This window comes from Pseudomonas fragariae (ex Marin et al. 2024), from assembly GCF_059621105.1.
In genome coordinates, this window is the sequence record NZ_CM184369.1 from 821,122 (window position 1) to 845,302 (window position 24,181).

General features: G+C 59.1%; 24 protein-coding genes. 18 read left to right on the plus strand and 6 right to left on the minus strand.

Going from position 1 to position 24,181, the window contains the following annotated elements:
* Window positions 1-113: 113 nt before the first annotated feature.
* On the minus strand, window positions 114-1,082 hold the full coding sequence (locus AC54XV_RS03600; protein WP_003344609.1) for a polyprenyl synthetase family protein: 969 nt from the start codon (window positions 1,080-1,082) through the stop codon (window positions 114-116).
* A gap of 239 nt (window positions 1,083-1,321) precedes the next feature.
* On the opposite strand from AC54XV_RS03600, the gene rplU reads away from it, so the two are divergent.
* From rplU to AC54XV_RS03625, 5 genes are all read left to right on the plus strand, one after another.
* A complete protein-coding gene (gene rplU, locus AC54XV_RS03605; RefSeq protein WP_002551971.1) occupies window positions 1,322-1,633 on the plus strand; it encodes a 50S ribosomal protein L21 in 312 nt (103 codons plus the stop codon).
* A gap of 32 nt (window positions 1,634-1,665) precedes the next feature.
* Complete coding sequence (gene rpmA / locus AC54XV_RS03610; RefSeq protein WP_002551972.1) at window positions 1,666-1,941, plus strand: 50S ribosomal protein L27; 276 nt, start codon at window positions 1,666-1,668, stop codon at window positions 1,939-1,941.
* Window positions 1,942-2,157: 216 nt separating this feature from the next.
* Window positions 2,158-3,381, plus strand: coding sequence for an Obg family GTPase CgtA (gene cgtA, locus AC54XV_RS03615; protein ID WP_002551973.1), 1,224 nt, complete (start codon window positions 2,158-2,160; stop codon window positions 3,379-3,381).
* A gap of 89 nt (window positions 3,382-3,470) precedes the next feature.
* Window positions 3,471-4,589, plus strand: a complete 1,119-nt coding sequence (proB, locus tag AC54XV_RS03620) for a glutamate 5-kinase (protein WP_060400907.1) — start codon at window positions 3,471-3,473, stop codon at window positions 4,587-4,589.
* Window positions 4,590-4,614: 25 nt separating this feature from the next.
* Window positions 4,615-5,085 carry a CreA family protein gene (locus tag AC54XV_RS03625; RefSeq protein ID WP_024660299.1) on the plus strand — a complete coding sequence of 157 codons (471 nt, stop codon included), beginning with the start codon at window positions 4,615-4,617 and terminating at the stop codon, window positions 5,083-5,085.
* 173 nt (window positions 5,086-5,258) lie between these two features.
* Here AC54XV_RS03625 and rpsT read toward each other — a convergent pair whose 3' ends face one another.
* Window positions 5,259-5,537, minus strand: a complete 279-nt coding sequence (rpsT, locus tag AC54XV_RS03630; RefSeq protein WP_003344603.1) for a 30S ribosomal protein S20 — start codon at window positions 5,535-5,537, stop codon at window positions 5,259-5,261.
* Between the two features lie 250 nt (window positions 5,538-5,787).
* Here rpsT and murJ point away from each other — a divergent pair, with 250 nt between their 5' ends.
* The 6 genes from murJ (at window position 5,788) to ispH (ending at window position 13,211) form a co-directional block, all read left to right on the plus strand.
* The gene (gene murJ, locus AC54XV_RS03635) at window positions 5,788-7,326 is read left to right on the plus strand and encodes a murein biosynthesis integral membrane protein MurJ (protein ID WP_032661007.1); all 1,539 of its coding nucleotides are present in this window, start codon (window positions 5,788-5,790) and stop codon (window positions 7,324-7,326) included.
* Between the two features lie 132 nt (window positions 7,327-7,458).
* Window positions 7,459-8,385 (plus strand): bifunctional riboflavin kinase/FAD synthetase, encoded by a 927-nt coding sequence (ribF, locus tag AC54XV_RS03640; RefSeq protein ID WP_058399123.1) that lies wholly within the window; start codon window positions 7,459-7,461, stop codon window positions 8,383-8,385.
* Window positions 8,386-8,405: 20 nt separating this feature from the next.
* Entirely contained in the window at window positions 8,406-11,237 is a 2,832-nt protein-coding gene (gene ileS, locus AC54XV_RS03645; RefSeq protein ID WP_032697814.1) for an isoleucine--tRNA ligase, read from the plus strand.
* Window positions 11,230-11,736, plus strand: coding sequence for a signal peptidase II (gene lspA, locus AC54XV_RS03650; protein ID WP_003403535.1), 507 nt, complete (start codon window positions 11,230-11,232; stop codon window positions 11,734-11,736). Before ileS ends, lspA begins: the two co-directional genes overlap by 8 nt.
* Window positions 11,729-12,205: an FKBP-type peptidyl-prolyl cis-trans isomerase gene (locus AC54XV_RS03655; RefSeq protein WP_058399122.1), complete on the plus strand. Its 477-nt coding sequence runs from the start codon at window positions 11,729-11,731 to the stop codon at window positions 12,203-12,205. The genes lspA and AC54XV_RS03655 overlap by 8 nt, the downstream gene beginning before the upstream one ends.
* 58 nt (window positions 12,206-12,263) lie before the next feature.
* Window positions 12,264-13,211, plus strand: coding sequence for a 4-hydroxy-3-methylbut-2-enyl diphosphate reductase (ispH, locus tag AC54XV_RS03660; RefSeq protein WP_003408433.1), 948 nt, complete (start codon window positions 12,264-12,266; stop codon window positions 13,209-13,211).
* A gap of 6 nt (window positions 13,212-13,217) precedes the next feature.
* On the opposite strand, the gene AC54XV_RS03665 is transcribed toward ispH, so the two are convergent.
* Window positions 13,218-13,718 carry a GspH/FimT family pseudopilin gene (locus tag AC54XV_RS03665; protein ID WP_496717905.1) on the minus strand — a complete coding sequence of 167 codons (501 nt, stop codon included), beginning with the start codon at window positions 13,716-13,718 and terminating at the stop codon, window positions 13,218-13,220.
* Window positions 13,719-13,849: 131 nt separating this feature from the next.
* On the opposite strand from AC54XV_RS03665, the gene AC54XV_RS03670 reads away from it, so the two are divergent.
* Genes AC54XV_RS03670 through thiO form a run of 7 tightly spaced genes read left to right on the plus strand, consistent with a single transcriptional unit; the run spans window position 13,850 to window position 20,783 of the window.
* Window positions 13,850-14,323 carry a GspH/FimT family pseudopilin gene (locus AC54XV_RS03670; RefSeq protein ID WP_496717907.1) on the plus strand — a complete coding sequence of 158 codons (474 nt, stop codon included), beginning with the start codon at window positions 13,850-13,852 and terminating at the stop codon, window positions 14,321-14,323.
* Window positions 14,323-14,838, plus strand: coding sequence for a type IV pilus modification protein PilV (pilV, locus tag AC54XV_RS03675; protein WP_003403526.1), 516 nt, complete (start codon window positions 14,323-14,325; stop codon window positions 14,836-14,838). Before AC54XV_RS03670 ends, pilV begins: the two co-directional genes overlap by 1 nt.
* Window positions 14,835-15,542, plus strand: coding sequence for a PilW family protein (locus AC54XV_RS03680; RefSeq protein ID WP_024641658.1), 708 nt, complete (start codon window positions 14,835-14,837; stop codon window positions 15,540-15,542). The genes pilV and AC54XV_RS03680 overlap by 4 nt, the downstream gene beginning before the upstream one ends.
* A gap of 11 nt (window positions 15,543-15,553) precedes the next feature.
* Window positions 15,554-16,051, plus strand: coding sequence for a pilus assembly PilX family protein (locus AC54XV_RS03685; RefSeq protein ID WP_024641657.1), 498 nt, complete (start codon window positions 15,554-15,556; stop codon window positions 16,049-16,051).
* The gene (locus AC54XV_RS03690; protein WP_024641656.1) at window positions 16,038-19,235 is read left to right on the plus strand and encodes a pilus assembly protein; all 3,198 of its coding nucleotides are present in this window, start codon (window positions 16,038-16,040) and stop codon (window positions 19,233-19,235) included. Before AC54XV_RS03685 ends, AC54XV_RS03690 begins: the two co-directional genes overlap by 14 nt.
* Window positions 19,236-19,246: 11 nt before the next feature.
* On the plus strand, window positions 19,247-19,654 hold the full coding sequence (locus tag AC54XV_RS03695; protein WP_032620231.1) for a type IV pilin protein: 408 nt from the start codon (window positions 19,247-19,249) through the stop codon (window positions 19,652-19,654).
* A gap of 25 nt (window positions 19,655-19,679) precedes the next feature.
* On the plus strand, window positions 19,680-20,783 hold the full coding sequence (gene thiO, locus AC54XV_RS03700; RefSeq protein WP_058399121.1) for a glycine oxidase ThiO: 1,104 nt from the start codon (window positions 19,680-19,682) through the stop codon (window positions 20,781-20,783).
* A gap of 126 nt (window positions 20,784-20,909) precedes the next feature.
* On the opposite strand, the gene AC54XV_RS03705 is transcribed toward thiO, so the two are convergent.
* Genes AC54XV_RS03705 through AC54XV_RS03715 form a run of 3 tightly spaced genes read right to left on the minus strand, consistent with a single transcriptional unit; the run spans window position 20,910 to window position 24,071 of the window.
* Window positions 20,910-22,247 (minus strand): sigma-54-dependent transcriptional regulator, encoded by a 1,338-nt coding sequence (locus AC54XV_RS03705; protein ID WP_058399120.1) that lies wholly within the window; start codon window positions 22,245-22,247, stop codon window positions 20,910-20,912.
* Between the two features lie 2 nt (window positions 22,248-22,249).
* The gene (locus AC54XV_RS03710; protein WP_058399119.1) at window positions 22,250-23,842 is read right to left on the minus strand and encodes a sensor histidine kinase; all 1,593 of its coding nucleotides are present in this window, start codon (window positions 23,840-23,842) and stop codon (window positions 22,250-22,252) included.
* Complete coding sequence (locus tag AC54XV_RS03715) at window positions 23,832-24,071, minus strand: PP0621 family protein (RefSeq protein WP_011266590.1); 240 nt, start codon at window positions 24,069-24,071, stop codon at window positions 23,832-23,834. The genes AC54XV_RS03710 and AC54XV_RS03715 overlap by 11 nt, the downstream gene beginning before the upstream one ends.
* Window positions 24,072-24,181: the final 110 nt, after the last annotated feature.

Sequence of the window (24,181 nt, forward strand, 5' to 3'; positions counted from 1 at the left end):
TTGCACTGAGGATTCAGTGTTTTCCGGATTTCATGCAGGAGAGGATGAAGGATTGCGCGCTGACTGCCATTTGCCGAGCCCGTCGCTGGACGGGCTTTTGACTGCTGCGAATGTCAGTGCGTGCGGGCGACCGCAAACTCGCTCAGTTCGACCAGTGCGTCGCGGTACTCGCTGGGCGGCAGCGCGTCCAGGCAGGCAATGGCGCGGGCCGCGTAGTCGCGGGCCAGCTGTGCGGTGTAATCGAGGGCACCGGCGCTTTCCACTGCATTGCGGATGCTTTCCAGATCTTCCAGACCACCTTTCTGGATCGCCTGACGAACCAGCGCGGCCTGTTCCGGGCTGCCTTCACGCATGGTGTAGATCAGCGGCAGGGTCGGCTTGCCTTCGGCGAGGTCGTCACCGACGTTCTTGCCCAGTGTCTCGGCATCGCCACGGTAGTCGAGCAGGTCATCCACTAGCTGGAAGGCCACACCCAGATGGTCGCCGAACGTGCGCAGTGCTTCGCTCTGTTCCTGGGGGGCGTTGCACAGGGCAGCGGCACTGTGGGTCGAGGCTTCGAACAGCATGGCTGTCTTGCCGCGAATCACTTCCATGTAGGTTTCTTCGGTGGTGCTGGCGTCACGAATCTTCGAGAGCTGCAACACTTCGCCTTCGGCGATGATGCGGGTTGCCTTGGACAAAATCTTCATGACTTCCATCGAGCCCAGCTCGACCATCATTTCGAACGAGCGCGAATAAAGGAAGTCGCCCACCAATACGCTGGGCGCATTGCCCCAGAGCGCGTTGGCGGTGGAACGACCACGACGCATGCCGGACATGTCGACCACGTCGTCATGCAGCAGGGTCGCGGTGTGCAGGAATTCGATGGTGGCGGCGAGCAGGCGAACATCATCGCCTTCGCGACCCAGTGCCTTGCCACACAGCAGCACCAGCAACGGGCGCAGGCGCTTGCCACCTGCCGACGTGATGTAATCACCGATTTTCGAGACCAGCGGTACGCGCGACGTCAGTTGCTTTTTGATGATAAGGTCAACGGCACTAAAGTCGTCCGCCACCGCGCGGTAGAAGGCTTGGGGTTGCATCAGCGACAGGTGCTCCGGATAGGTTGCGCCGCATGCTAGGTCGCGGGGTAGAGCGTGTCAAGGTATGACGAGCCGCCTCTTGCAACACGCGAATGCCTTGCGTACAATCGCGCACCCTAACTTTCCTGGGCAGCACCTGCCTTACGCAATGCAGACGGGCCGTTCCAGCCCCATGCAGCCATGCCAGCCGATACTCTTCTTATAAAGAGCTGGGTGAGCAGGATTTTCGGAGAAATACCATGTACGCAGTAATTGTTACCGGTGGCAAGCAGTACAAAGTCGCCCCAGGTGAATACCTGAAAATTGAAAAACTGGAAATCGCTACTGGCGAATCCGTCACGTTTGACCGCGTTCTGCTGGTTGGCAATGGCGACGACGTCAATATCGGTGCTCCCGTTGTTGCTGGCGCTACCGTTGTGGCTGAAGTGGTTTCGCAAGGTCGTCACGATAAGGTTCGTATCATCAAGTTCCGTCGTCGTAAGCACCACATGAAGCGTATGGGCCACCGCCAGTGGTACACCGAGATCAAAATTACAGGTATTCAGGCTTAATTCAGCCTAATCCTCAACTGGAGAATTGACTCATGGCTCACAAAAAAGCTGGTGGTAGTACCCGTAACGGGCGCGACTCAGAAGCCAAACGCCTTGGCGTGAAGATGTATGGCGGCCAGGCTATCATCCCTGGCAACATCATCGTGCGTCAGCGCGGCACCCAATTCCACGCTGGCTACGGCGTTGGCATGGGTAAAGATCACACCCTGTTCGCGAAAGTGGAAGGCGTGATCAAGTTTCAGGTCAAGGGCGCCTTCGGTCGCCGCTACGTGAGCATCGTTCCGAAGACTGAAGTCTCCGCAGCGTAATCACGCAGTAGCTTAAGAGCCCTGTCTTGCGACGGGGCTTTTTTGTTTGTAGAGGTAGAGAGGCAGGTGAGTCTCTTGCAAAACTGTTTGTGCGGGCTGTTGTGATGTTGACCCATGGGGTCGCTGGTTTCTGATCGGTATCGCAACGCTCATTTTTGCAAGAGTCTTATGTAATTTATGTGGTTCTGCTCGTCCCTGTGGCGGGAGGCGTGCGTTATGAAATTTGTAGATGAAGTATCCATTCGAGTAAAAGCCGGTGATGGCGGCAACGGTTGCATGAGCTTCCGTCGCGAAAAATTCATTGAAAACGGTGGTCCCAACGGCGGTGATGGTGGTGATGGCGGCTCGATCTTCATGGTCGCCGACGTCAACCTGAACACGCTGGTCGACTACCGTTACACCCGCCACTTCGACGCCGAGCGCGGCTCCAACGGTGGCAGCGCCGACTGCACCGGTCGCAAGGGTGAAGAGCTGGTGCTGCGTGTGCCGGTCGGGACCACCATCATTGACGCCACTACTCAGGAAATCATCGGTGACCTGACCAAGGACGGTCAGCGCCTGATGGTGGCGCAGGGCGGCTGGCACGGTCTGGGTAACACCCGATTCAAGTCCAGTACCAACCGCGCTCCGCGCCAGACCACGCCGGGCAAGCCGGGTGATCAGCGTGATCTCAAGCTCGAGCTGAAAGTGCTGGCCGACGTCGGCCTGCTCGGTCTGCCAAATGCGGGCAAGAGTACCTTCATCCGTTCGGTGTCTGCGGCCAAGCCAAAGGTTGCCGACTATCCGTTCACCACGCTGGTGCCGAACCTGGGCGTGGTCAGTGTCGATCGCTGGAAAAGCTTTGTGGTTGCCGACATTCCAGGTCTGATCGAGGGTGCATCCGACGGCGCAGGCTTGGGGATTCGCTTCCTCAAGCACCTGGCGCGTACCCGTCTGTTGCTGCACCTCGTCGATATGGCGCCACTGGATGAAAGCAGTGCTCCGGATGCGGCTGAAGTGATCGTCAACGAGCTGGAGAAATTCAGCCCGTCGCTGGCCGAGCGTGATCGCTGGCTGGTGCTGAACAAGTGCGATCAGATTCTCGAAGAGGAGCAGGAAGCACGCAAGCAGGAGATCGTCGATCGTCTGGAGTGGACCGGCCCGGTTTACGTGATCTCTGCCATTGCCAAAGAAGGCACCGAGCAGCTGACCCGCGACATCATGCGTTACCTTGAAGAGCGCAGCCAGCGTATCGCCGAAGAGCCTGGTTACGCCGAAGAGCTGGCCGAGCTCGATCAGCGCATCGAAGACGAAGCCCGTGCCCAGTTGCAGGCACTGGACGATCAGCGTGCCCTGCGTCGCAGCGGCGTGAAGAGCGTGCATGACATCGGTGACGATGACTGGGATGAAGAAGATGTGGACGATGAAGATGGTCCGGAAATCATTTACGTCCGTGACTGATCGCTTGAAGTAAACTTGAACGCCGCTACGATTGTTAGCGGCGTTTTTGTATCCCGAATTTGAAAATCTCTGGCTAGGGTTGGAAAAAGATGCGCAGCAAAGTGACGGGCGCCCAGCGCTGGGTTGTGAAGATTGGCAGTGCCTTGCTGACGGCGGATGGCAAGGGTCTGGATCGCAACGCCATGGGTGTTTGGGTGGAGCAGATGGTGGCGCTGCACGAGGCGGGTGTCGAGCTGGTACTGGTGTCTTCCGGGGCGGTGGCTGCCGGCATGAGCCGTCTTGGCTGGACGGCCCGACCCAGCGCCATGCATGAGCTTCAGGCTGCTGCGGCGATTGGTCAGATGGGCTTGGTGCAGGCGTGGGAATCGAGCTTCGCCGAGCATGGCCGACATACCGCGCAGATCCTTCTGACTCACGATGACCTGTCGGACCGCAAGCGCTACCTGAATGCCCGTAGCACCCTGCGCACGCTGGTCGAGCTTGGGGTTGTGCCGGTCATCAATGAAAACGACACAGTGGTCACCGACGAAATCCGTTTTGGCGATAACGACACGCTGGCGGCGCTGGTTGCCAATCTGGTCGAAGCTGATCTGCTGGTCATCCTGACCGACCGTGACGGCATGTTCGACGCCGATCCGCGCAACAACCCGAAGGCGCAGCTGATTTACGAAGCGCGTGCCGATGATCCGGCGCTGGATGCAGTGGCCGGTGGTACCGGCGGTGCGCTGGGTCGCGGCGGCATGCAGACCAAGTTGCGTGCAGCGCGACTGGCGGCACGTTCCGGTGCGCATACCGTCATCGTCGGCGGGCGCATCGAGCGCGTTCTGGCGCGGCTCAAGGGTGGTGAGCGGTTGGGTACGCTGCTGTCCCCGGAGCGCGGCATGCTCGCAGCACGCAAGCAGTGGCTGGCAGGTCATCTGCAGACCCGCGGTACGCTGGTGCTGGATGATGGCGCTGTTGCGGCGCTGGCCAGGGATCAGAAAAGCCTGCTGCCGGTGGGCGTCAAACTGGTCCAGGGCAGCTTCCGGCGCGGCGAGATGGTGGTATGCGTCGCCCAGGACGGTCGCGAGATCGCTCGTGGGCTGAGTAACTACAGTGCCATCGAAGCCCAGAAAATCATTGGTCACTCTTCCGAATCCATCGTGCGCGAGCTGGGCTATATGGCCGAGCCCGAGCTGATTCATCGGGATAACCTGATCCTCGTCTGACTCAAGGCTGCAAAAGGAATCGTTGATGCGCTTCATGAAAGGTTTATTGGCGGCCGCGTTGCTGGTGCCGGTGCTGGTCTCGGCCGAAGAGATCGGTCAGGTGTCGACCGTGTTCAAGATGGTCGGGCCCAACGATCGAATCGTGGTCGAGGCGTTTGATGATCCCAAGGTGGATGGGGTGACGTGCTACCTGTCACGCGCCAAGACGGGCGGTGTGAGGGGTGGTCTGGGATTGGCCGAAGACCGTGCCGAGGCGTCCATCGCCTGTCGCCAGGTCGGGGCGATCCGCTTCAAGGAAACCCTCAAGGACGGCGACGAGGTGTTCAAGGAGCGTACTTCGCTGGTCTTCAAGACCATGCAGGTGGTGCGTTTCTTCGACAAGAAGCGCAATGCACTGGTGTACCTGGTCTACAGCGACCGGGTCATCGAAGGCAGCCCGCAGAATGCCGTGACCGCCATTCCGATCCTGCCATGGACAACCGCGCCTGCGCCTTGAGTCTGTAGCAGGATAGTTACAGGCTTATCGTTTCTCACGCTCCAGCGTGGGAATGCCCTTCGTGACGCTCTGCGTCACAGCTCTGCGCCGCGCTGCACATTGATGTTTCCCGCTACTTTCCAGCAGGCAATAAAAAACCGACCCTGAGATCGGTTTTTTAACAAGCGGGTCGCTTAGGCTGCAGCAGCAAGGCTCAGAGCCTTGATGTGACCGTTCAGACGACCTTTATGGCGAGCAGCCTTGTTCTTGTGGATGATGCCTTTATCGGCCATACGGTCGATAACAGGAACAGCCAGAACATAAGCGGCTTGCGCTTTTTCTGCGTCTTTTGCGTCGATGGCTTTAACTACATTCTTGATGTAGGTACGAACCATGGAACGCAGGCTGGCGTTGTGGCTGCGACGCTTCTCAGCCTGTTTTGCACGTTTTTTGGCGGAAGGTGTGTTGGCCACCGTCGAGCTCCTCGAAAGACTTTGTGAAATAGCAAACAAAATAGGCCGCGAATCATGCCGATGAGTTGAAGTCTTGTCAAGGGCAGTTAAGGTGTTCCGCTGAGTGGTTGCTACATTTGACTGGAGGATTTATTTCCGGCCTGTGACCTGTAAACTCGCGGCCTTTGCTTCGGGCGTTTTTGCGGCGCGAAGTATTGCATAAATGGCTGGCTTTATCGCCCATCCTTTGCCGAGGCGCACAACTCTTTCAATGAATCTACTCAAGTCACTCGCCGCCGTCAGCTCTATCACCATGGTTTCCCGGGTTTTGGGCTTTGTACGCGACACCATCATCGCGCGCACTTTCGGTGCCGGAATGGCCACGGATGCGTTCTTCATTGCCTTCAAACTGCCCAATCTGCTGCGCCGTATTTTTGCCGAGGGTGCCTTTTCCCAGGCATTCGTGCCGATCCTGGCCGAATACAAGAGCCAGCAGGGCGAGGAGGCGACGCGTACCTTCATTTCCTATGTCACCGGGTTGCTGACCCTGGCGCTGGCGCTGGTGACGCTGCTAGGGGTGATCTTTGCGCCCTGGGTGATCTGGGCCACCGCGCCGGGCTTTGTCGATACCCCGGAGAAATTCGCGCTCACCTCGGATCTGCTGCGGGTGACCTTTCCTTATATATTGCTGATCTCCCTGTCCTCGATGGCCGGTGCGATCCTCAATACCTGGAACCGCTTCTCGGTGCCGGCGTTCGTGCCCACGCTGCTCAACGTCAGCATGATTTTCTTCGCGCTGTTCCTGACGCCGTATTTCGATCCGCCGGTCATGGCGCTGGGCTGGGCGGTTCTGGTCGGCGGTCTGCTGCAACTGCTTTACCAGCTGCCGCACCTGAAAAAGATCGGCATGCTGGTGCTGCCGCGTCTGAATCTGCGCGACACCGGGGTCTGGCGGGTAATGAAGCAGATGCTGCCCGCCATCCTTGGCGTTTCTGTCAGTCAGATTTCTCTGATCATCAACACGATCTTTGCCTCGTTCCTCGTCGCCGGCTCGGTGTCATGGATGTACTACGCCGACCGCCTGATGGAGCTGCCTTCCGGCGTGCTGGGTGTGGCGTTGGGTACGATTCTGCTGCCTATACTGTCCAAAACCTACGCGCAGCGGGATCGCCAGGAATACTCGCGGATTCTCGACTGGGGGCTGCGGCTGTGTTTCGTGCTGGTGCTGCCTTGCACCCTGGCGCTGGGGCTGCTCGCCGAACCGTTGACCGTTTCGTTGTTTCAGTATGGTAAATTCGACGCACTCGACGCGGCCATGACCCAGCGTGCGTTGGTCGCCTATTCGGTCGGGTTGCTGGGGATCATCCTGATCAAGGTGCTGGCCCCCGGCTTTTATGCTCAACAAAATATCCGCACCCCGGTGAAAATCGCGATCTTCACCCTCATAGTGACTCAATTGCTCAACCTGGCCTTTATCGTGCCCTTGCAGCATGCCGGTCTGGCGCTGGCGATCAGTGTGGGGGCGTGCATCAATGCCGGGTTGCTGTTCTGGCAGTTGCGCAAGCAGGATCTGTTTCAGCCGCAGCCTGGCTGGATGAAGTTCCTGTTCAAGCTGGTGATTGCCGTCGCGGTGATGTCGGCGGTGCTGCTGGGGCTCATGCATGTCATGCCGGCGTGGGACGAAGGTCACATGCTGGAGCGTTTTCTGCGTCTGGGTGCGCTGGTTGCCGCCGGCGTCGTGACCTATTTCGCCATGCTTCTTTTATTAGGCTTCCGCCTCAGGGATTTCGCCCGCAAAGCCATTATGTAGGGCGCGTCGCAGGGGTTGACCTTCGGTTTTTGTCGCCACACGCCGAGAACCTTCATCCGGTCTTGGTGTGTTGCCTGTCGTCCACGGCCGTGTGTGGTTATAATCGGCCACTTTATGAGCAAGAAGTGCGTTATGCAGCTGGTTAGAGGCCTTCACAACCTGCGCCCCGAACATCGGGGCTGCGTCGCCACGATTGGCAATTTCGACGGCGTTCATCGCGGCCACCAGGCTATCCTGGCGCGTCTGCGCGAGCGTGCCGTCGAATTGGGTGTGCCCAGTTGTGTGGTGATCTTCGAGCCGCAGCCGCGTGAGTTCTTTGCGCCCGACATAGCGCCGGCCCGTCTGGCCCGTCTGCGTGACAAGCTCGAGCTGCTGAGTGCCGAAGGCGTTGACCGGGTACTTTGCCTGTCCTTCAATCAGCGTCTGTGCAAGCTCAGCGCGGCGAGTTTCGTCGAGACCGTGCTGATCGACGGTCTCGGTGTCCAGCACCTCGAAGTGGGCGACGATTTTCGTTTCGGCTTCGACCGGGTCGGTGACTTCGACTTCCTGCAACAGGCCGGCACAACGTATGGTTTTACCGTAGAAGCGGCGCAGACCGTTGAAATAGATGGCATCCGGGTCAGCAGCACCAAGGTGCGCAAGGCGCTGGCTGCGTCGGACTTTGCCCTGGCCGAGCGCATGCTCGGTCGTCCGTTCCAGATAGCCGGGCGGGTATTGCACGGCCAGAAGCTGGCCCGTCAGTTGGGTACGCCCACCGCCAACGTGCAACTCAAGCGTCGTCGTGTACCGCTGAGCGGGGTCTATCTGGTCAGCACCGAGATCGATGGCAAAGCCTGGCCGGGGGTCGCCAACATCGGCGTACGCCCGACGGTAACGGGTGATGGCAGTGCCCACCTTGAAGTGCATCTTCTGGATTTTGCCGGCGATCTTTATGACCGGCGTTTGACGGTGGCTTTCCACCACAAGCTGCGTGATGAGCAGCGTTTCGCCTCACTGGAGGCGCTCAAGACGGCGATCAATGCGGACGTCGCCGCCGCCCGTGCCCATTGGCATGGCTAACCGCTAAACAAGAGCCTGAAATGACTGACTATAAAGCCACGCTAAACCTTCCGGACACCGCCTTCCCTATGAAGGCCGGCCTGCCCCAGCGCGAGCCGCAAACTCTGCAGCGCTGGGACAGCATTGGCCTGTACCAGAAGCTGCGCGAGATTGGCAAGGATCGTCCCAAGTTCGTTCTGCACGACGGTCCTCCGTACGCCAACGGCAATATTCACATCGGTCATGCGGTCAACAAGATTCTCAAGGACATGATCCTGCGTTCCAAGACCCTGGCGGGCTTCGATGCCCCGTATGTGCCGGGCTGGGACTGCCATGGTCTGCCGATCGAGCACAAGGTCGAAGTGACCCACGGCAAGAACCTCTCCGCCGACCGTACGCGTGAGCTGTGCCGTGCCTATGCGTCCGAGCAGATCGAAGGCCAGAAGTCCGAATTCATCCGTCTGGGCGTGCTCGGCGACTGGAGCAACCCGTACCTGACCATGAACTTCGCCAACGAAGCCGGAGAAATCCGCGCGCTGGCCGAGATGGTCAAGGGCGGTTTCGTCTTCAAGGGCCTCAAACCGGTCAACTGGTGTTTCGATTGCGGCTCGGCACTGGCTGAAGCCGAAGTCGAGTATCAGGACAAGAAGTCCTCGACCATCGACGTGGCGTTCCCGATCGCCGACGAAGCGAAACTGGCAGCCGCTTTCGGCGTGCCGTCGCTGGGCAAGCCTGCGTCCATCGTGATCTGGACCACCACACCGTGGACGATCCCGGCCAACCAGGCGCTGAATGTCCATCCGGAATTCGAATACGCACTGGTCGACGTTGGCGACAAACTGCTGGTGCTGGCTGCCGAACTGGTCGAGAGCTGTCTGGCCCGTTACAAGCTGGAAGGCACCGTCATCGCGACCACCACCGGTCAGGCGCTTGAGCTGATCAACTTCCGCCATCCGTTCTACGACCGCCTGTCGCCAGTCTATCTGGCTGACTACGTCGAGCTGGGTGCGGGCACGGGCATCGTTCACTGCTCGCCTGCCTATGGCGTAGACGACTTCACTATCTGCAAACAGTATGGCCTGAGCAACGACGACATCATCAGCCCGGTGCAGAGCAACGGTGTGTATGTCGAGTCGCTGGAGTTCTTTGGTGGCCAGTTCATCTTCAAGGCCAACCAGAACATCATCGACAAGCTGGTCGAAGTCGGCAGCCTGATGGACACCGAAACCATCAGCCACAGTTACATGCATTGCTGGCGCCATAAGTCGCCCTTGATCTACCGCGCTACCGCGCAGTGGTTCGTGGGCATGGACAAGCAGCCTGAGAGCGGCGAGACCCTGCGCAAGCGTGCGGTCAAGGCTATCGAAGACACTGAATTCGTTCCGGCATGGGGGCAGGCGCGCCTGCACTCGATGATTGCCAACCGTCCTGACTGGTGCATCTCGCGTCAGCGCAACTGGGGCGTGCCGATTCCGTTCTTCCTGCACAAGGAAAGCGGCGACCTGCACCCACGTACCGTCGAACTGATGGAAGAAGTGGCGCAGCGTGTCGAGAAAGAGGGCATCGAGGCCTGGTTCAAACTCGACGCCAGCGAGTTGCTCGGTGACGAAGCCGGCAAGTACGACAAGATCTCCGACACCCTGGACGTCTGGTTCGACTCGGGCACCACGCACTGGCATGTGCTGCGCGGTTCGCACCCGATGGGCCATGAAAGCGGTCCGCGTGCCGACCTGTACCTGGAAGGCTCGGACCAGCATCGCGGCTGGTTCCACTCCTCACTGCTGACCGGCTGCATGCTGGACGATCATGCACCGTATCGCGAGCTGCTGACCCACGGGTTCGTGGTCGACGAGAACGGCCGCAAGATGTCCAAATCGCTGAACAACGTGGTAGCGCCGCAGAAGGTCAACGACTCGCTGGGTGCCGACATCATGCGCCTGTGGGTATCGGCGACCGATTATTCCGGCGAGATGGCGGTTTCCGACCAGATCCTGCAGCGTAGCGCCGACGCCTATCGTCGTATCCGCAACACTGCACGCTTCCTGCTCTCCAATCTGACCGGCTTCAACCCGGCGACCGACATCCTGCCTGCCGAGGAAATGCTCGCGCTGGACCGTTGGGCCGTGGATCGCACCCTGTTGCTGCAACGCGAGCTGCAAGAGCATTACGGCGAATACCGCTTCTGGAACGTGTACTCGAAGATCCACAACTTCTGCGTGCAGGAGCTGGGTGGCTTCTACCTCGACATCATCAAGGATCGTCAGTACACCACGGCGGCCAACAGCACTGCGCGTCGTTCGTGCCAGACGGCACTGTTCCACATCTCCGAAGCGCTGGTGCGCTGGATCGCGCCGATCCTGGCGTTCACCGCCGACGAGCTGTGGCAGTTCCTGCCTGGCGAGCGCAATGAATCGGTGATGCTCAACACCTGGTACGAAGGCCTGACCGAAATGCCTGCCGACTTCGACATGGACCGCGCCTACTGGGAGCGGATCATGGCGGTGAAGACCTCGGTCAACAAGGAAATGGAAAACCTGCGCGCTGCCAAGGCCATTGGCGGCAACCTGCAGGCCGAAGTGACCCTGTATGCCGAGGAGTCGCTGGTGGCTGACCTGTCGAAGCTGAGCAACGAGCTGCGCTTCGTGCTGATCACCTCGACAGCCAGTGTGGCACCGTTCGCATCCGCGCCAGCCGATGCCGTGGTCACCGAAGTTGCCGGTCTGAAGCTGAAAGTGCTCAAGTCCAGTCATGCCAAGTGCGCCCGTTGCTGGCATCACCGCGAGGATGTAGGGGTGAATCCCGAGCATCCGGAAATCTGCGGCCGTTGCGTAGACAACATCAGCGGTGCAGGCGAGGTCCGTCACTATGCCTAACGCCTCGTTTGGCCGTCTGGCCTGGCTGTGGTTGAGCGTGCTGGTTCTGGTCATTGACCAGGCCAGCAAGTATTACTTCGAGAACGCGTTGAGCCTGTATCAGCAGATCATCGTGATTCCCGACCTGTTCAGCTGGACCCTGGCCTACAACACCGGGGCCGCCTTCAGTTTTCTGGCTGACGGTGCCGGCTGGCAGCGCTGGTTGTTCGCCCTGATCGCAGTGGTGGTCAGCGCTGTGCTGGTCGTCTGGCTCAAGCGTCTGGGGCGTGATGACACGTGGCTGGCCGTTGCACTGGCGCTGGTATTGGGCGGCGCATTGGGCAACCTCTACGACCGTATCGTGCTGGGCCACGTGATCGACTTCATTCTGGTTCACTGGCAGAACCGCTGGTACTTCCCGGCCTTCAACGTCGCCGACAGCGCGATCAGCGTCGGCGCAATCATGCTGGCGCTGGACATGTTCAAGAGCAAGAAAACCGGAGAGACCGTCAATGACTGAGCAACCTTCGACTCAAGGCTCGTCTGACGAGCTGCGCATCGGTCAGAATACGCAGGTCACTCTGCACTTCGCCCTGCGTCTGGAAAACGGCGATACCGTCGACAGCACTTTCGAAAAGGCTCCGGCCACGTTCAAGGTCGGTGACGGCAACCTGCTGCCTGGCTTCGAAATGGCGATTTTCGGTTTCAAGGCGGGCGATAAAAAGACCGTCGAGATTCTGCCGGAAAACGCCTTTGGTCAGCCCAACCCACAAAACGTGCAGATCATGCCACGCTCGCAGTTCGTGGGCATGGAACTGTCCGAAGGGTTGCTGGTGATCTTCAATGACGCCGCCAATACCGAGTTGCCAGGCGTGGTGAAAGCGTTCGATGACGAGCAGGTCACCATCGACTTCAATCACCCGCTGGCAGGCAAGACTCTGAGCTTTGAAGTGGAAATCTTCGAAGTGAAGGCGATTCTGGCTTCCTGACCTTCGCCGTCAAGCCCGGCCCAGGCCGGGCTACCCCGTACCAATCATGAGGCACCGCATGCAAATCAAACTCGCCAACCCCCGCGGCTTTTGTGCCGGAGTGGACCGCGCGATCGAAATCGTCAATCGCGCTCTGGAAGTGTTTGGTCCGCCGATTTATGTGCGCCATGAAGTCGTTCACAACAAATTTGTCGTCGAAGACCTGCGCTCTCGCGGTGCGATCTTCGTCGAAGAGCTGGATCAGGTGCCGGATGACGTCATCGTTATCTTCAGCGCCCACGGTGTTTCCCAGGCTGTGCGTACCGAGGCGGCAGGCCGTGGTCTGAAAGTGTTCGATGCTACCTGTCCGCTGGTGACCAAGGTGCATATCGAGGTCGCCCGTTACAGCCGTGATGGCCGCGAGTGCATCCTGATCGGCCACGCCGGTCACCCTGAAGTCGAAGGCACCATGGGCCAGTACGACGCCGCCAACGGCGGTGCGATCTATCTGGTCGAGGACGAAGAGGATGTTGCCAGCCTGCAGGTGCGCAACCCTGAAGCCCTGGCCTTCGTCACCCAGACCACCTTGTCCATGGATGACACCAGCCGGGTGATCGATGCCTTGCGCACGCGCTTCCCGGCCATTGGCGGGCCGCGCAAGGATGACATCTGCTACGCCACGCAAAACCGTCAGGACGCGGTCAAGCAACTGGCCGACGAATGCGATGTGGTGTTGGTGGTGGGCAGCCCGAACAGCTCCAACTCCAATCGCCTGCGCGAGCTGGCCGAGCGCATGGCGACTCCGGCGTACCTCATCGACGGCGCCGAAGACATGCAACGGGGCTGGTTCGACGGTGTAGAGCGTATCGGCATCACTGCGGGCGCTTCGGCCCCCGAAGTGCTGGTGCGCGGCGTGATCCAGCAATTGCAGGCCTGGGGCGCGACCGGTGCGGATGAGCTTGCCGGCCGCGAGGAGAACATCACCTTCTCCATGCCCAAGGAACTGCGCGTCAAGTCGCTGCTCTGAGGCTATTCAGCCACACAGCGCTGCATCGATTTTCGTGTCCTCGACCCTCACGCGCCCGGCCGGTGCGACTATCACTCGATAGTTGCTCACCGGCTGGTCTGCGGCACATACGTGCAACGTCCTGGCGGTCCTGCGCCGCAACGTCCCCAGACCGTTGAAACTGATTTCCTCTACACGCTTGCGGTTATCGACCACTCGCGCTGTGCCACCATTGGCGCGATCTATCAGCACCGGATCGTTTTCGTCGGGACCTTTGCCATCTGCGTCGAGTATGATCCGCCAGCCGTTGCTCCAGTCGTTCTCGATGGCATGAAGCGTAACGATCTGATTGCGTGTGATTGCGGTCGCTCTCGCCGAGCGAATGCCGCTGGCCAGCTCCCGGGCGGTTGCAAGCCCGCGGCTGGAATCGATGAGTTCCTTGAAAGACGGGGTTGCGACGTTGGCGAGGATGGCCACCAGTGCAACGACGATCAATAATTCGATCAGTGTGAATCCTGCATGCTTCATATGCCTTCCTCCCTGGAAACCGCCGTTTCAACGCACTGCGGGCGTTCGTCGTGGCAAAACAACCGTACGTCCCGCTATGGATTTTCCCGCGGCGTTGCTGCCTTATAGTCGTAACGTCTAGGAGACACCCAATGCGTCATATAGCCAAGGGATTCAGCCTCATCGAAGTGTTAGTCACTGTGTCCCTGGTGGGCATCCTGGCGGCTATCGCTATCCCGAATTTCACCAGCTCCATCCAGAGCAACAAGGCCGATACCGAACTCAGCGATTTGCAGCGGGCGCTCAACTATGCGCGACTCGAGGCGATAAACAGGGGAGTGGCGGTGCGTATAGCGCCGACCAGCGGGACGGCGTGGACCAGCGAATTGCAGGTGTATCTGGTTTCCGATACTCAGACGACGCCTACGGCGCTGCGAAAAGTGGCGGCCATGAGCAGCGGTGCCACGCTGGTGGCCGATAACAATGCCACGGCAATTGATTTCAACAACCTGGGCGCGCTCATTGCCCCGGCTGCGGCGGTGACCATGACCTACACCCGAGGCACCATTAGCAAAACCATAAAGGTCTGTCTGACCGGTCGGATCACCCTGGGTGGAGGCTGCTGATGGCTGGTGAAACCCGATATCGCCAGACCGGCATGACCCTGATCGAGGTGCTGGTCTCGGTATTGATTCTGGCCATCGGCCTGCTGGGCGCGGCGGCCATCCAGCTCAACGCGCTCAAATACACCGACAGCTCGGCCATGACCAGTCAGGCAAGCTTCATTGCCTACGACATGATGGATCGTATCCGCGCCAATGTTGATGGTAATGCCAGTGCCAATGGGGCGACCAATGTGCTGGCGACTTATGCCTTGGCGAATCTGGATGCGGCACCTGCGGCCAACCCGAACGATGCCAGAGCGCAGGATCTGTCTGATTTCAGAAGCAACATCATCAACTTTGCAGGCCAGAGCGGCACGGGCAGCATCACTGTCAGTAATGCTCCGGAAGTGACCATCATCATTGGCTGGAGCGATAACCGCGCTGCGGGTGCGAGTAATCAGGCAACAGGAAGCCCTGCGGCAACTCCGGTACCTCGGAGCTTTCAACTGACCTCCCGAGTCGGGGTCAACCCATGAGAAAGCTTTCCAGAGGCTTCGGCCTGGTCGAAATCATGGTGGCGCTGGTCCTGGGACTGGTGGTCAGTCTCGGTATCGTGCAGATATTCACGGCGGCCAGAGGCACCTACCAGAGCCAGAATGCCGCAGCGCGGATGCAGGAGGATGCGCGTTTCCTGCTGAGCAAACTGATTCAGGAAATCAGGATGACCGGCATGTATGGCTGCCTGAGCTTCAAAAACTACACGCCTGTATCTCCTGCTATCCCGTGGCCGATCGCACTGGATACTCCAATTCTCTGGGATAATCCGAGCAGGACGCTGACGCTGGTGACTGCCGATGTAGGGACCACAGGCAGTACGCCCACCTGGACCATCGTTTCAGACTGTCAGTCCAAGACGCAGCTTTACGCCAGTACTCGTGCGCCGGCTACGGGGGAGACGGCCTTTCCGTTGCGGCAGTTGGTCTACACGCTCAGCGGAACAGACTTGACCATAAAATATGGCTCGGACGGCACTCCGCAGCCGCTGTTGCAGAACGTCGCGGACTTCAGTGTTTCTTTCGGCATGACGGGTAACCCGATGTCCTATACCACGGCTGTTACCAAGGCCAACGCCGACGCTGTGCGCAGTGTGCGTATCAGCCTGACGCTGCAGGATGGGCAGAACGGCATCGTAAAGTCTCAAAAGTACAATGTTGTCGCTTACTTGCGTAATCGCTTTTGAACGGGCCGGGCATGAACAGGATCGTGCGATTCAAATCGATACAGGCTTTCCCTGCACGGCAGGGCGGTATGGTGTTGCTGGTCAGTCTGGTGTTTCTGCTGCTGCTCACTCTGCTGGGTATCTCTTCCATGCAGAACGCCACGCTGCAGGAAAAGATGGCGGGCAGCGTCACCCTGCGCAATCAATCCTTCCAGAAGGCCGAAGCGGCATTAAGGTTGGGAGAGTCTTCGATCAAGATGACGGGCTTTACCATGGCCAAGTGTACAACTGCATCTTGTGCACCGCCTGCGGAATCCACTTCTTTGACGACGGCTGGGGTAGGCGCATCCGGGGTTAATTGGATCGCTGCGGCAGGCGGTTTCTACGGTATACAGAATCTGGGGACCACTGCAACACCTGTGAATCGGCCACCGATCTGTACCGGAACAGTAACGCTCTATCGCGTGACATCAGTCGCTATTCAAGGCACGTCGCGCACGGTGCTGGAGAGTATTTATGCCAATTGCTGAGAAACTCCGTCGCAGCCTGAAGTATCTCGGCGGTGCGCTTTTGGCTTTTTATGCCCTTACGCCCGTGTATGCGTTTACGCCAGCACAAGTACCTTTGCTCAGTGCGTCGGCCGTGCCGCCTAACCTGATGCTGCTGGTGGATAACTCCGGGAGTATGTACAACATCATCTGGGCAGCCGGCTTTGATCCGACGGTGACCAATCGTCCGTCGATTATCTATGCGCAGCCAGGGTCATGCGGTTTTCTTAACTGCAGAGGCGTTTCCATTCAGGGCGACGATACGCTTTCGCTGGACTCTGCCGGGCCCTACACGTGCAGAAGCGATTACACCTACGTTGCGCGTGACAACGTGGGTTACTGCCTGAAGTTGCCCGATCCGGCCGGTAACGAGAGCACCACTCGCTACACTGCAGATTACCTTTCTTATCTGGTTGACTTGACGCGGGCCGCCAACACTACTACCAAAGACTTCACCGTCAACAACATCATTCCCAACGATTACCGTATCAACGTCGCGCGCAACGTTTCATTGAAGCTGGTTGAAAACAACAAATCCCTGAGAATCGGTCTGGCCGGGTTCAACCCGCCGACCAACGCTGACCCCGGGCGTGGAGGGAAGATTTCCAGACCTGTTGCAGACCTGTCCCCTGTTGCCAGTAACCCTTACAACAACGGCGGTGTCAGCCAGCGTGATGCAAACGACAATGTTACCGCCCTCAATACGGCCATCAATGCACTGCGAGGCGACTCCAATACGCCGTTGGCTGAAACGTACTATGAGATAACCCGCTACTTTCGGGGCATGACTCCGTTTTACGGCTATAACGGTGCACCGGAAACCTACACCAGCCCAATACAGTACCGCTGCCAGAAAAACTTTGGCGTGGTGATTACTGACGGCTTGCCGACGTACGATCGAACGTTCCCGAGCAACGATCCGGAGGATGTACTCAATACCTCCCGCTCGCTGCCCAATTGGGACTTGAATGCGGCCAATGACGGGGCCAATCTTAATGGTGATGGTGAGGGCGATACGCTTTATCTGGACGACCTCGCCAAGTTCGCCTATGACATCGACATGCGAAGAGCGAGCAGTACACCTGCCACTGACCTGACCAAGAAAAGTTGGGATACAGACGGCTTCTCTCAACAGAACATGACTACCTACACCATTGGTTTCACAGCCGCCAACCAGATGCTGATAGACGCTGCCGACAATAATCACGGGCACGGCAAGTATTTCCAGACCAATGACAGTGCCGGTTTGAACAACGCCTTGAACCTCGCATTGAGCGATATCTATGCCAAGGCCGGTTCGGGCGGCGGTGGCGTGGCAAACTCGTCCACCCTTCAGGCGGGCAGCCGCTTCTATCAGACGCTTTATGACCCGACGGACTGGCATGGCACGATCAAGGCTTACAATCTGGACGCTACGACAGGAGCGCTGAGCGCCCCTGTCTGGACCACTGATACCACGATCACCAGCAGCACCAAGGCGCCTGTTTTCGAGTCATGGAGCACAGCGGCGACACCGACGAAAATCACCCTGGATTTTCTGAATTTCACGCAGGCGCAACGCGATGCCTTTACCGCTACGCTGCCCACCGGAGTGACCGGCGCGGAGGTTATTGCCTGGGCCAAAGGCACGGCCAATGCCAAGCTTCGTACTCGTGCCACACTCTTGGGCGATATCGTCAATTCATCATTGGGGGCCGGGCTGCCGACAGAGAAGACGGCGTCTGATTTGCTCGGCGACACCACTTACACGACGTACCTTTCTGCCAAGTCCAGCAACATGAGTTCCAGTCTGCTGGCCAACGCCAACGATGGCTTCTTCAACGTGATCGACGCCAGCTCCGGTGCGCGTAAATACGCGTATATGCCGTCTACGTCTCTGAGTTCATTGGCGACCATTTCATCCTCTTCCTACGGTTCCGGCGTTCACCGTTTTACGGTGGATGGTCAGATTGCAGTCTTCGATACGCAGGCATCCGCAGGGAGTGTATGGCGCACGGTGGCGTATTCCGGGCTGGGCGCTGGCGGCAAGGCTTTTTTTGCGATCAAGCTTTTCGAAGGTTCGGCAGACAGCATCGGGGCATTGTGGGAGGTCAAGGCTCCCGACACTTCAGACACCAACAACAAGTTCAACAACCTTGGATACACCTACTCCAAGCCGGATGTAGCGCGTATGGCCGATGGCACCGGGATCGTTGTCGTTGGCAATGGTTATGGCAGTTTTACCGGGAGGGCGTCCCTGTATGTACTCAACGCCAACACCGGACAGTTCATTGCCGAAATTCCGACTCCGGTCATTGGCAGCGAAACGGATAACGGGTTGTCTTCGGTGAAACTTCGGGTCAATTCGCAGAATGTCGTTCAAGCAGCCTATGCGGGCGATCTCAAGGGCCGCCTATGGAAGTTCGACATGAGCGGGGCCGCAGCATCCAGCTGGAAAGTCGCTTTCAATGGCTCACCCCTGTTCACTGCACCTCAAGGGGCCAGTCAGTCGATTACCGTTCAGCCCTTGTTGCTGGACCATCCACTCAACGGCAAGATCGTGTATTTCGGCACCGGGAAATTCAGCGAAACCGCGGACAAGCAGACCAGCTCGTTGCAGGATTTCTATGCCATCTGGGATGGCGACAACGGTTCAGGCAACATCGTTGAGGCCAATCTGCAGCCTCAGGCCATTAACGGGACGGTAGTCGGAAGTGGCAATACGTATTACACCACGACTTCCAATGATGTGGATTGGGGCACCAAGAAAGGCTGGTACCTGCCGTTGGCAACCACGGCCCCTTATGTCGGCGAGCGGATTATCTATCCGGCACAAACCTCTCGCGGTCGTATCATCTTCACCACGGCAGCCGTCAACTCTACCGACCCCTGCGAAAGCACCGGGACCGGGCGCTTGTTCGAGCTGAACGCCGCGACTGGCAGCATGCTTAATTACCAGGTACTGGACACCAATAATGACGGCGATATCAACTCTTCGGATTTGATCATTGGCGGTCTCGGTATCGGTACTGGTATCCCGGTAGTGGCTTCTATCGTTGCCGGTACCAATGGGGCCAACGATAACAAGTACGTGATTGACTCCAGCGGCGGCACGCCCACCAAGATTAATGAGAAGGGCGGCAGTGCGAACGTCTTCCAACGCATCATGTGGCGACAAATCCAATAGGGAAACTAGACATGCGAGCGACATCCAGGGGCTTTACGTTGATCGAACTCATGATCGTCGTGGCGATTGTCGGTATTCTGGCCGCCATCGCGTACCCCAGTTACACCGAGTACGTGAAACGCACTCAGCGTTCGGCAATTGCCAGTCTGCTGTCCGAGCAAACCCAGGCGCTGGAGCGGTTTTACTCACGAGCGACCCCCCAGCCCACTTACATGGGGGCCAACGTGAGCTTAGGCAATACGTACTACAAGATAACGTCGACCCTCACTGCCACCGACTTCACCCTGACAGCTGACCCTATCGGAGGCACGCTGATGGCTGGCGACAAGTGCGGCAGTTTCGTGATTACTAACACCGGAGCGCGTACCAACACGGGCGCAACCAGCGGTGTCACTGTCAAAGACTGCTGGGGCCGCTAAACCGTTTCCTTGTCACGAGACCAAGATGTCCAAGCAAAAAATAGTCATTGTCGGCGGTGGCGTCATAGGTCTGTTGACCGCCTTCAATCTGGCCTCCGAGCAGGTCAGCGTCGTGCTGCTGGATCGTTCGGGCGTTGGCCAGGAGTCTTCCTGGGCGGGCGGCGGGATTGTTTCGCCGCTTTACCCGTGGCGCTACAGCCCGGCGGTCACCGCGCTGGCGCACTGGTCGCAGGACTTCTACCCGCACCTCGCCGAGCGTTTGCTCGCACAGACAGGTATCGATCCTGAAGTGCACAGGACCGGCCTGTACTGGCTCGATCTTGATGACGAGCAGTCTGCGCTTGAATGGGCTGTCCGCGAAAAACGTCCGTTGAACCGCGTGGATATCTCGGCGGTAAATGATGCCGTGCCGGTGCTGGGTGAGGGCTATTCGCGGGCGATCTATATGGCCGATGTGGCCAACGTACGTAATCCCCGCCTGGTCAAATCGCTCAAGGCCGCCTTGCTGGCATTGTCCAATGTCGAGATTCGCGAGCAGTGTGAAGTCAGCGGCTTTACCCGTGAAGGCAGCAGGATTTCGGGTGTGCAGACACCAGCAGGGGATATCACCGGTGATCGGGTGATTCTGGCGGCGGGTGCGTGGAGCGGCGAGTTGCTCAAGACTCTGGGGCTGGAGCTGCCGGTCGAGCCGGTAAAAGGCCAGATGATTCTCTACAAGTGCGCATCGGACTTTCTGTCGAGCATGGTGCTGGCGAAAGGGCGCTACGCTATCCCGCGTCGTGACGGGCATATCCTGATCGGCAGTACTCTTGAGCACGAAGGTTTCGACAAAACCACCACGCAGGCCGCATTGGAAAGTTTGAAGGCGTCGGCCGTCGAATTGATTCCGCCATTGGCCCATGCCGAGCCGGTCGCCCAGTGGGCAGGCCTGCGCCCTGGCTCGCCTGAGGGCATCCCGTTCATCGGACCGCTGGACGGTTTTGACGGCCTGTGGCTCAACTGCGGGCATTACCGCAACGGCCTGGTGCTGGCTCCGGCGTCCTGCCAGTTGATCACTGACCTGCTGCTGGAGCGCGAGCCGATCATCGATCCGGCACCCTACGCGCCGACTGGTCGCCTCGCAGGCTAGTCATCCTGTCGGTCACGCGGAGCGTGGGGCGCGACGATGTTCTCGCGCGCACCTATCGTTCCGCACGCTCTAGTGGAATGCCTTTCGTGACGCTATGCGTCGCACGGTTTTTGCCGCGCAACGCATTCAATCCAGGCCCAGCTTCTTCAGGCGATAGCGCAGTGACCTGAACGACAAACTGAGCCTTTCTGCTGCAGCGGTGCGGTTCCAGCGGGTTTCTTCCAGTGCCTGCAGGATGAGCTGGCGTTCGATGCTTTCCAGGTAGTCTTCAAGGTTGTCGATGTCGGCCAGGCTCGGCCCGTCGCTCTCCTGAGGGCTGGCGGACTCTGTCAGGCGCAGGTCGCTGGCGTGGATTTCGTCGTTCTCGCACAGCGTGTAAGCGCGCTCCAGCATGTTTTCCAGTTCGCGCACGTTACCGGGGAAGCGGTAGCTCTTCAGCGTTTCCAGCGCCTGCGCGTTCAGGCGCGCGACGGGTTGTGCGCCGTTCCCGGCAAGGCGCTTGAGCACGCTGGCTGCCAGTTGGTCGATATCCTCACGCCGCTCGCGCAACGAGGGCACGCGCACTTCGATCACGTTCAATCGGTAATACAGATCCTGACGGAACCGACCGGCCGCGACCTCTGCATTCAGGTTCTTGTGGGTGGCGCACAGAATGCGCACGTCGACGATCTGCTCTTGCTGGCCGCCGACGCTGCGGATGGATTTTTCCTGAATGGCGCGCAGCAGTTTGACCTGCATGGCCAGCGGCAGGTCTGCGACTTCATCGAGAAACAGCGTCCCGGTGTGCGCCGCCTGAAACAGACCAGGCTTGTCTTCGTGGGCACCGCTAAAGCTGCCTTTGCGATGACCGAAGAATTCGCTTTCCATGAGTTCGGAAGGAATGGCGCCGCAGTTCACCGGTATGAAAGGTTTGTCGATGCGCGGACCCTGCTCGTGGATCAGCCTCGCTACAAGCTCCTTGCCGCTGCCCGACTCACCGCTGATGTAGATCGGCGCCTGGCTGCGGGCCAGCTTGCCGATCTGACTGCGCAAGGTACGCATTGCCAGCGAGTCGCCCAGCAGGCGGTTGTCGATGCTGCGCGTGGGTTGCGCGCCGGGCAGGCTCAGCGCGCTATTGACCAGCTCGCGCAACCTGCCCAGGTCGACCGGCTTGGTCACAAAGTCGAAAGCTCCGGCCTTCAGCGCGTGGATCGCGGTGTCCAGGTTGCCGTGGGCAGTGATCATCGCCACCGGCACGTGGGGGTAGCCGTGCTGTATGTGTTGCACCAGCTCAAGGCCATTGCCGTCCGGCAGACGCATGTCGGTCAGGCACATGTCGAACGGTTCGCGGGCCAGCCAGTCGTGGGCTTCGGCAACGTTACGCGCACTACGGGTGTCGAGTTTCATGCGTCCCAGCGTGATCTCCAGGAGTTCGCGAATATCCGGCTCATCATCGACTATCAGGATTTTTTGCCGTTGGCTCATGCTCAGCTCGTCTTGAACGGGTGGGCGAAGGTAATGCGCAGGCAACTGCCACCCGTGGGGCGGGGCGCGTATTCCAAATGCGCCTGATTGCTTTCGCACAGTTCACGTGACAGATATAGACCAAGGCCGGTGCCTTTGCTCTCTGTGGTGAAAAACGGTTCGAACATCTTGCTCAGGTGTTGCTCGCTGACCCCCGGCCCGTCGTCCAGCACTTCCAGCGTAGGCAAATCGCTTCTCGGTTCATTGTGCAGTTTCAGCCAGACCTGCGCTGACGGATGATTTTTGCCGCTGTAGCGCAGGCCGTTCTGCAACAGGTTGGTCATGATTTGCGTCAGCTGTCCAGAATCCATGCGGGTTGTCAGCGTGCCGGGGCTTATGTCGACATGAATCGACTGATTGGGCGCAGCGGAACTGCGAAATTCAGCGACAAAGTGTTCCAGCCAGGTTTTCAGATCGAGCAGTTCGGGTTGCGCTTCGCGTCTGCGTGACAACTGCAGGACATTTTCGATGACCCTATCAATGCGTCCCGACTGCTCATGAATGATCTGCCCCAAGCGTCGATCCGCTGCACTGAGCTCTTCCGATTCATTAAGCAACTGCGCCGCATGACTGACGGCGCCCAGCGGGTTGCGTATCTCATGGGCAATCCCGGCGGTCAGGCGCCCCAGCGCGGCAAGCTTGAGCTGCTGCGCCTGATGGGCGATCTGCGACAGGTCTTCGAGAAAAACCAGCGTCTGACGCTGATCGCCACGGTTGAGTGTGGCAAAGCTCGGTTGCAGCACCAGCCCGACGGGGGCGGTGGTGATGCTGCGCGGCACCATGATCGGGTTGACGAGCCACTGGCGCAGGCGTTCGACCAGTTGTGGCGAGCAGGTGTCGATGATCTGGCCGACCAGTTGTTCCTGGCCCAGCAGGTTCAAGGCCCCCTGATTGGCCAGCAGCACCTGATGGTTGGCATCCAGCACCAGAATGCCGGTACGCATGCGTTGCAGGATCAGCGCGTTGAGTGCTTCAAGGCTGTCGACATCCGCCGCGCGCTGTTCGGCCAGCACCTCGCTCACCTGCATGCGCGCTGTCAGCGCCTGCACCAGCAGGGCGGCGGCGAAGCATAAGGCGCCCAGCGAGCCAGCCTGCACGTAGTCGTTGGAAACCGAGGGGGTGCCGAAGCTGATGTAGAACGTCAGGTAGATGATGCCGATGGCCGAAACCGCAGCGATCAACAAGCCGATACGGCCGCGCAGCAACACGTTGCTGATCGCCACCGAGGCAATCAACAGGTTGCCGATACCGCTGGAAGGCCCGCCGGCTGCGTAGAACAGTGCGGAGAGCATGATCGCGTCGGTCATCGCCAGGCCGAAAAACTGTGCCTGACGGCTGGGGCGTTCCAGCAGCACGACGACCAGAATGTTGAACACCAGATACAACCAGCAGCCCGAGCGGAACAGGTTCGGGTTGGCCAGTTGCAGCAGCTCGGTTTCCAGGCTGCTGGAAATCAACAGAACCAGTACAACGCCGATGGTCAGTCGGTAGAGGTGGTACAGCCGTAGAATCCGCTGTGCCTGCGGGCTGACAAGGGACGGTGAGTCAGCGGTCACGTGCCGCGGGGCCTTGCAGTCGGTGTGCTTCGCTGCAATACCATTGCTGTGCCTGGCTCAGCGCACGATCCTGCGGCAGATGAACGCCACACTGCGCGCATCGCACCATGGGGGTAGACGCCAGTTCAGGCGGCTCGGCGCGGGGTTTCGGCTTGGGGGGATTGATCAGACGCTTGACGAACCAGACCACCGCCGCGATCAACGCGACCCACATAAGTAAGCGAATCATGACTACCAGCTTAGTGATTGACGATGGCGCAGTGTAGCCAAGCCGCGAGCGGGCGCACAGTGGCAAAATTGATGCACAAAAAAAGAGACCCGAACAGACTGTGTGAAAAC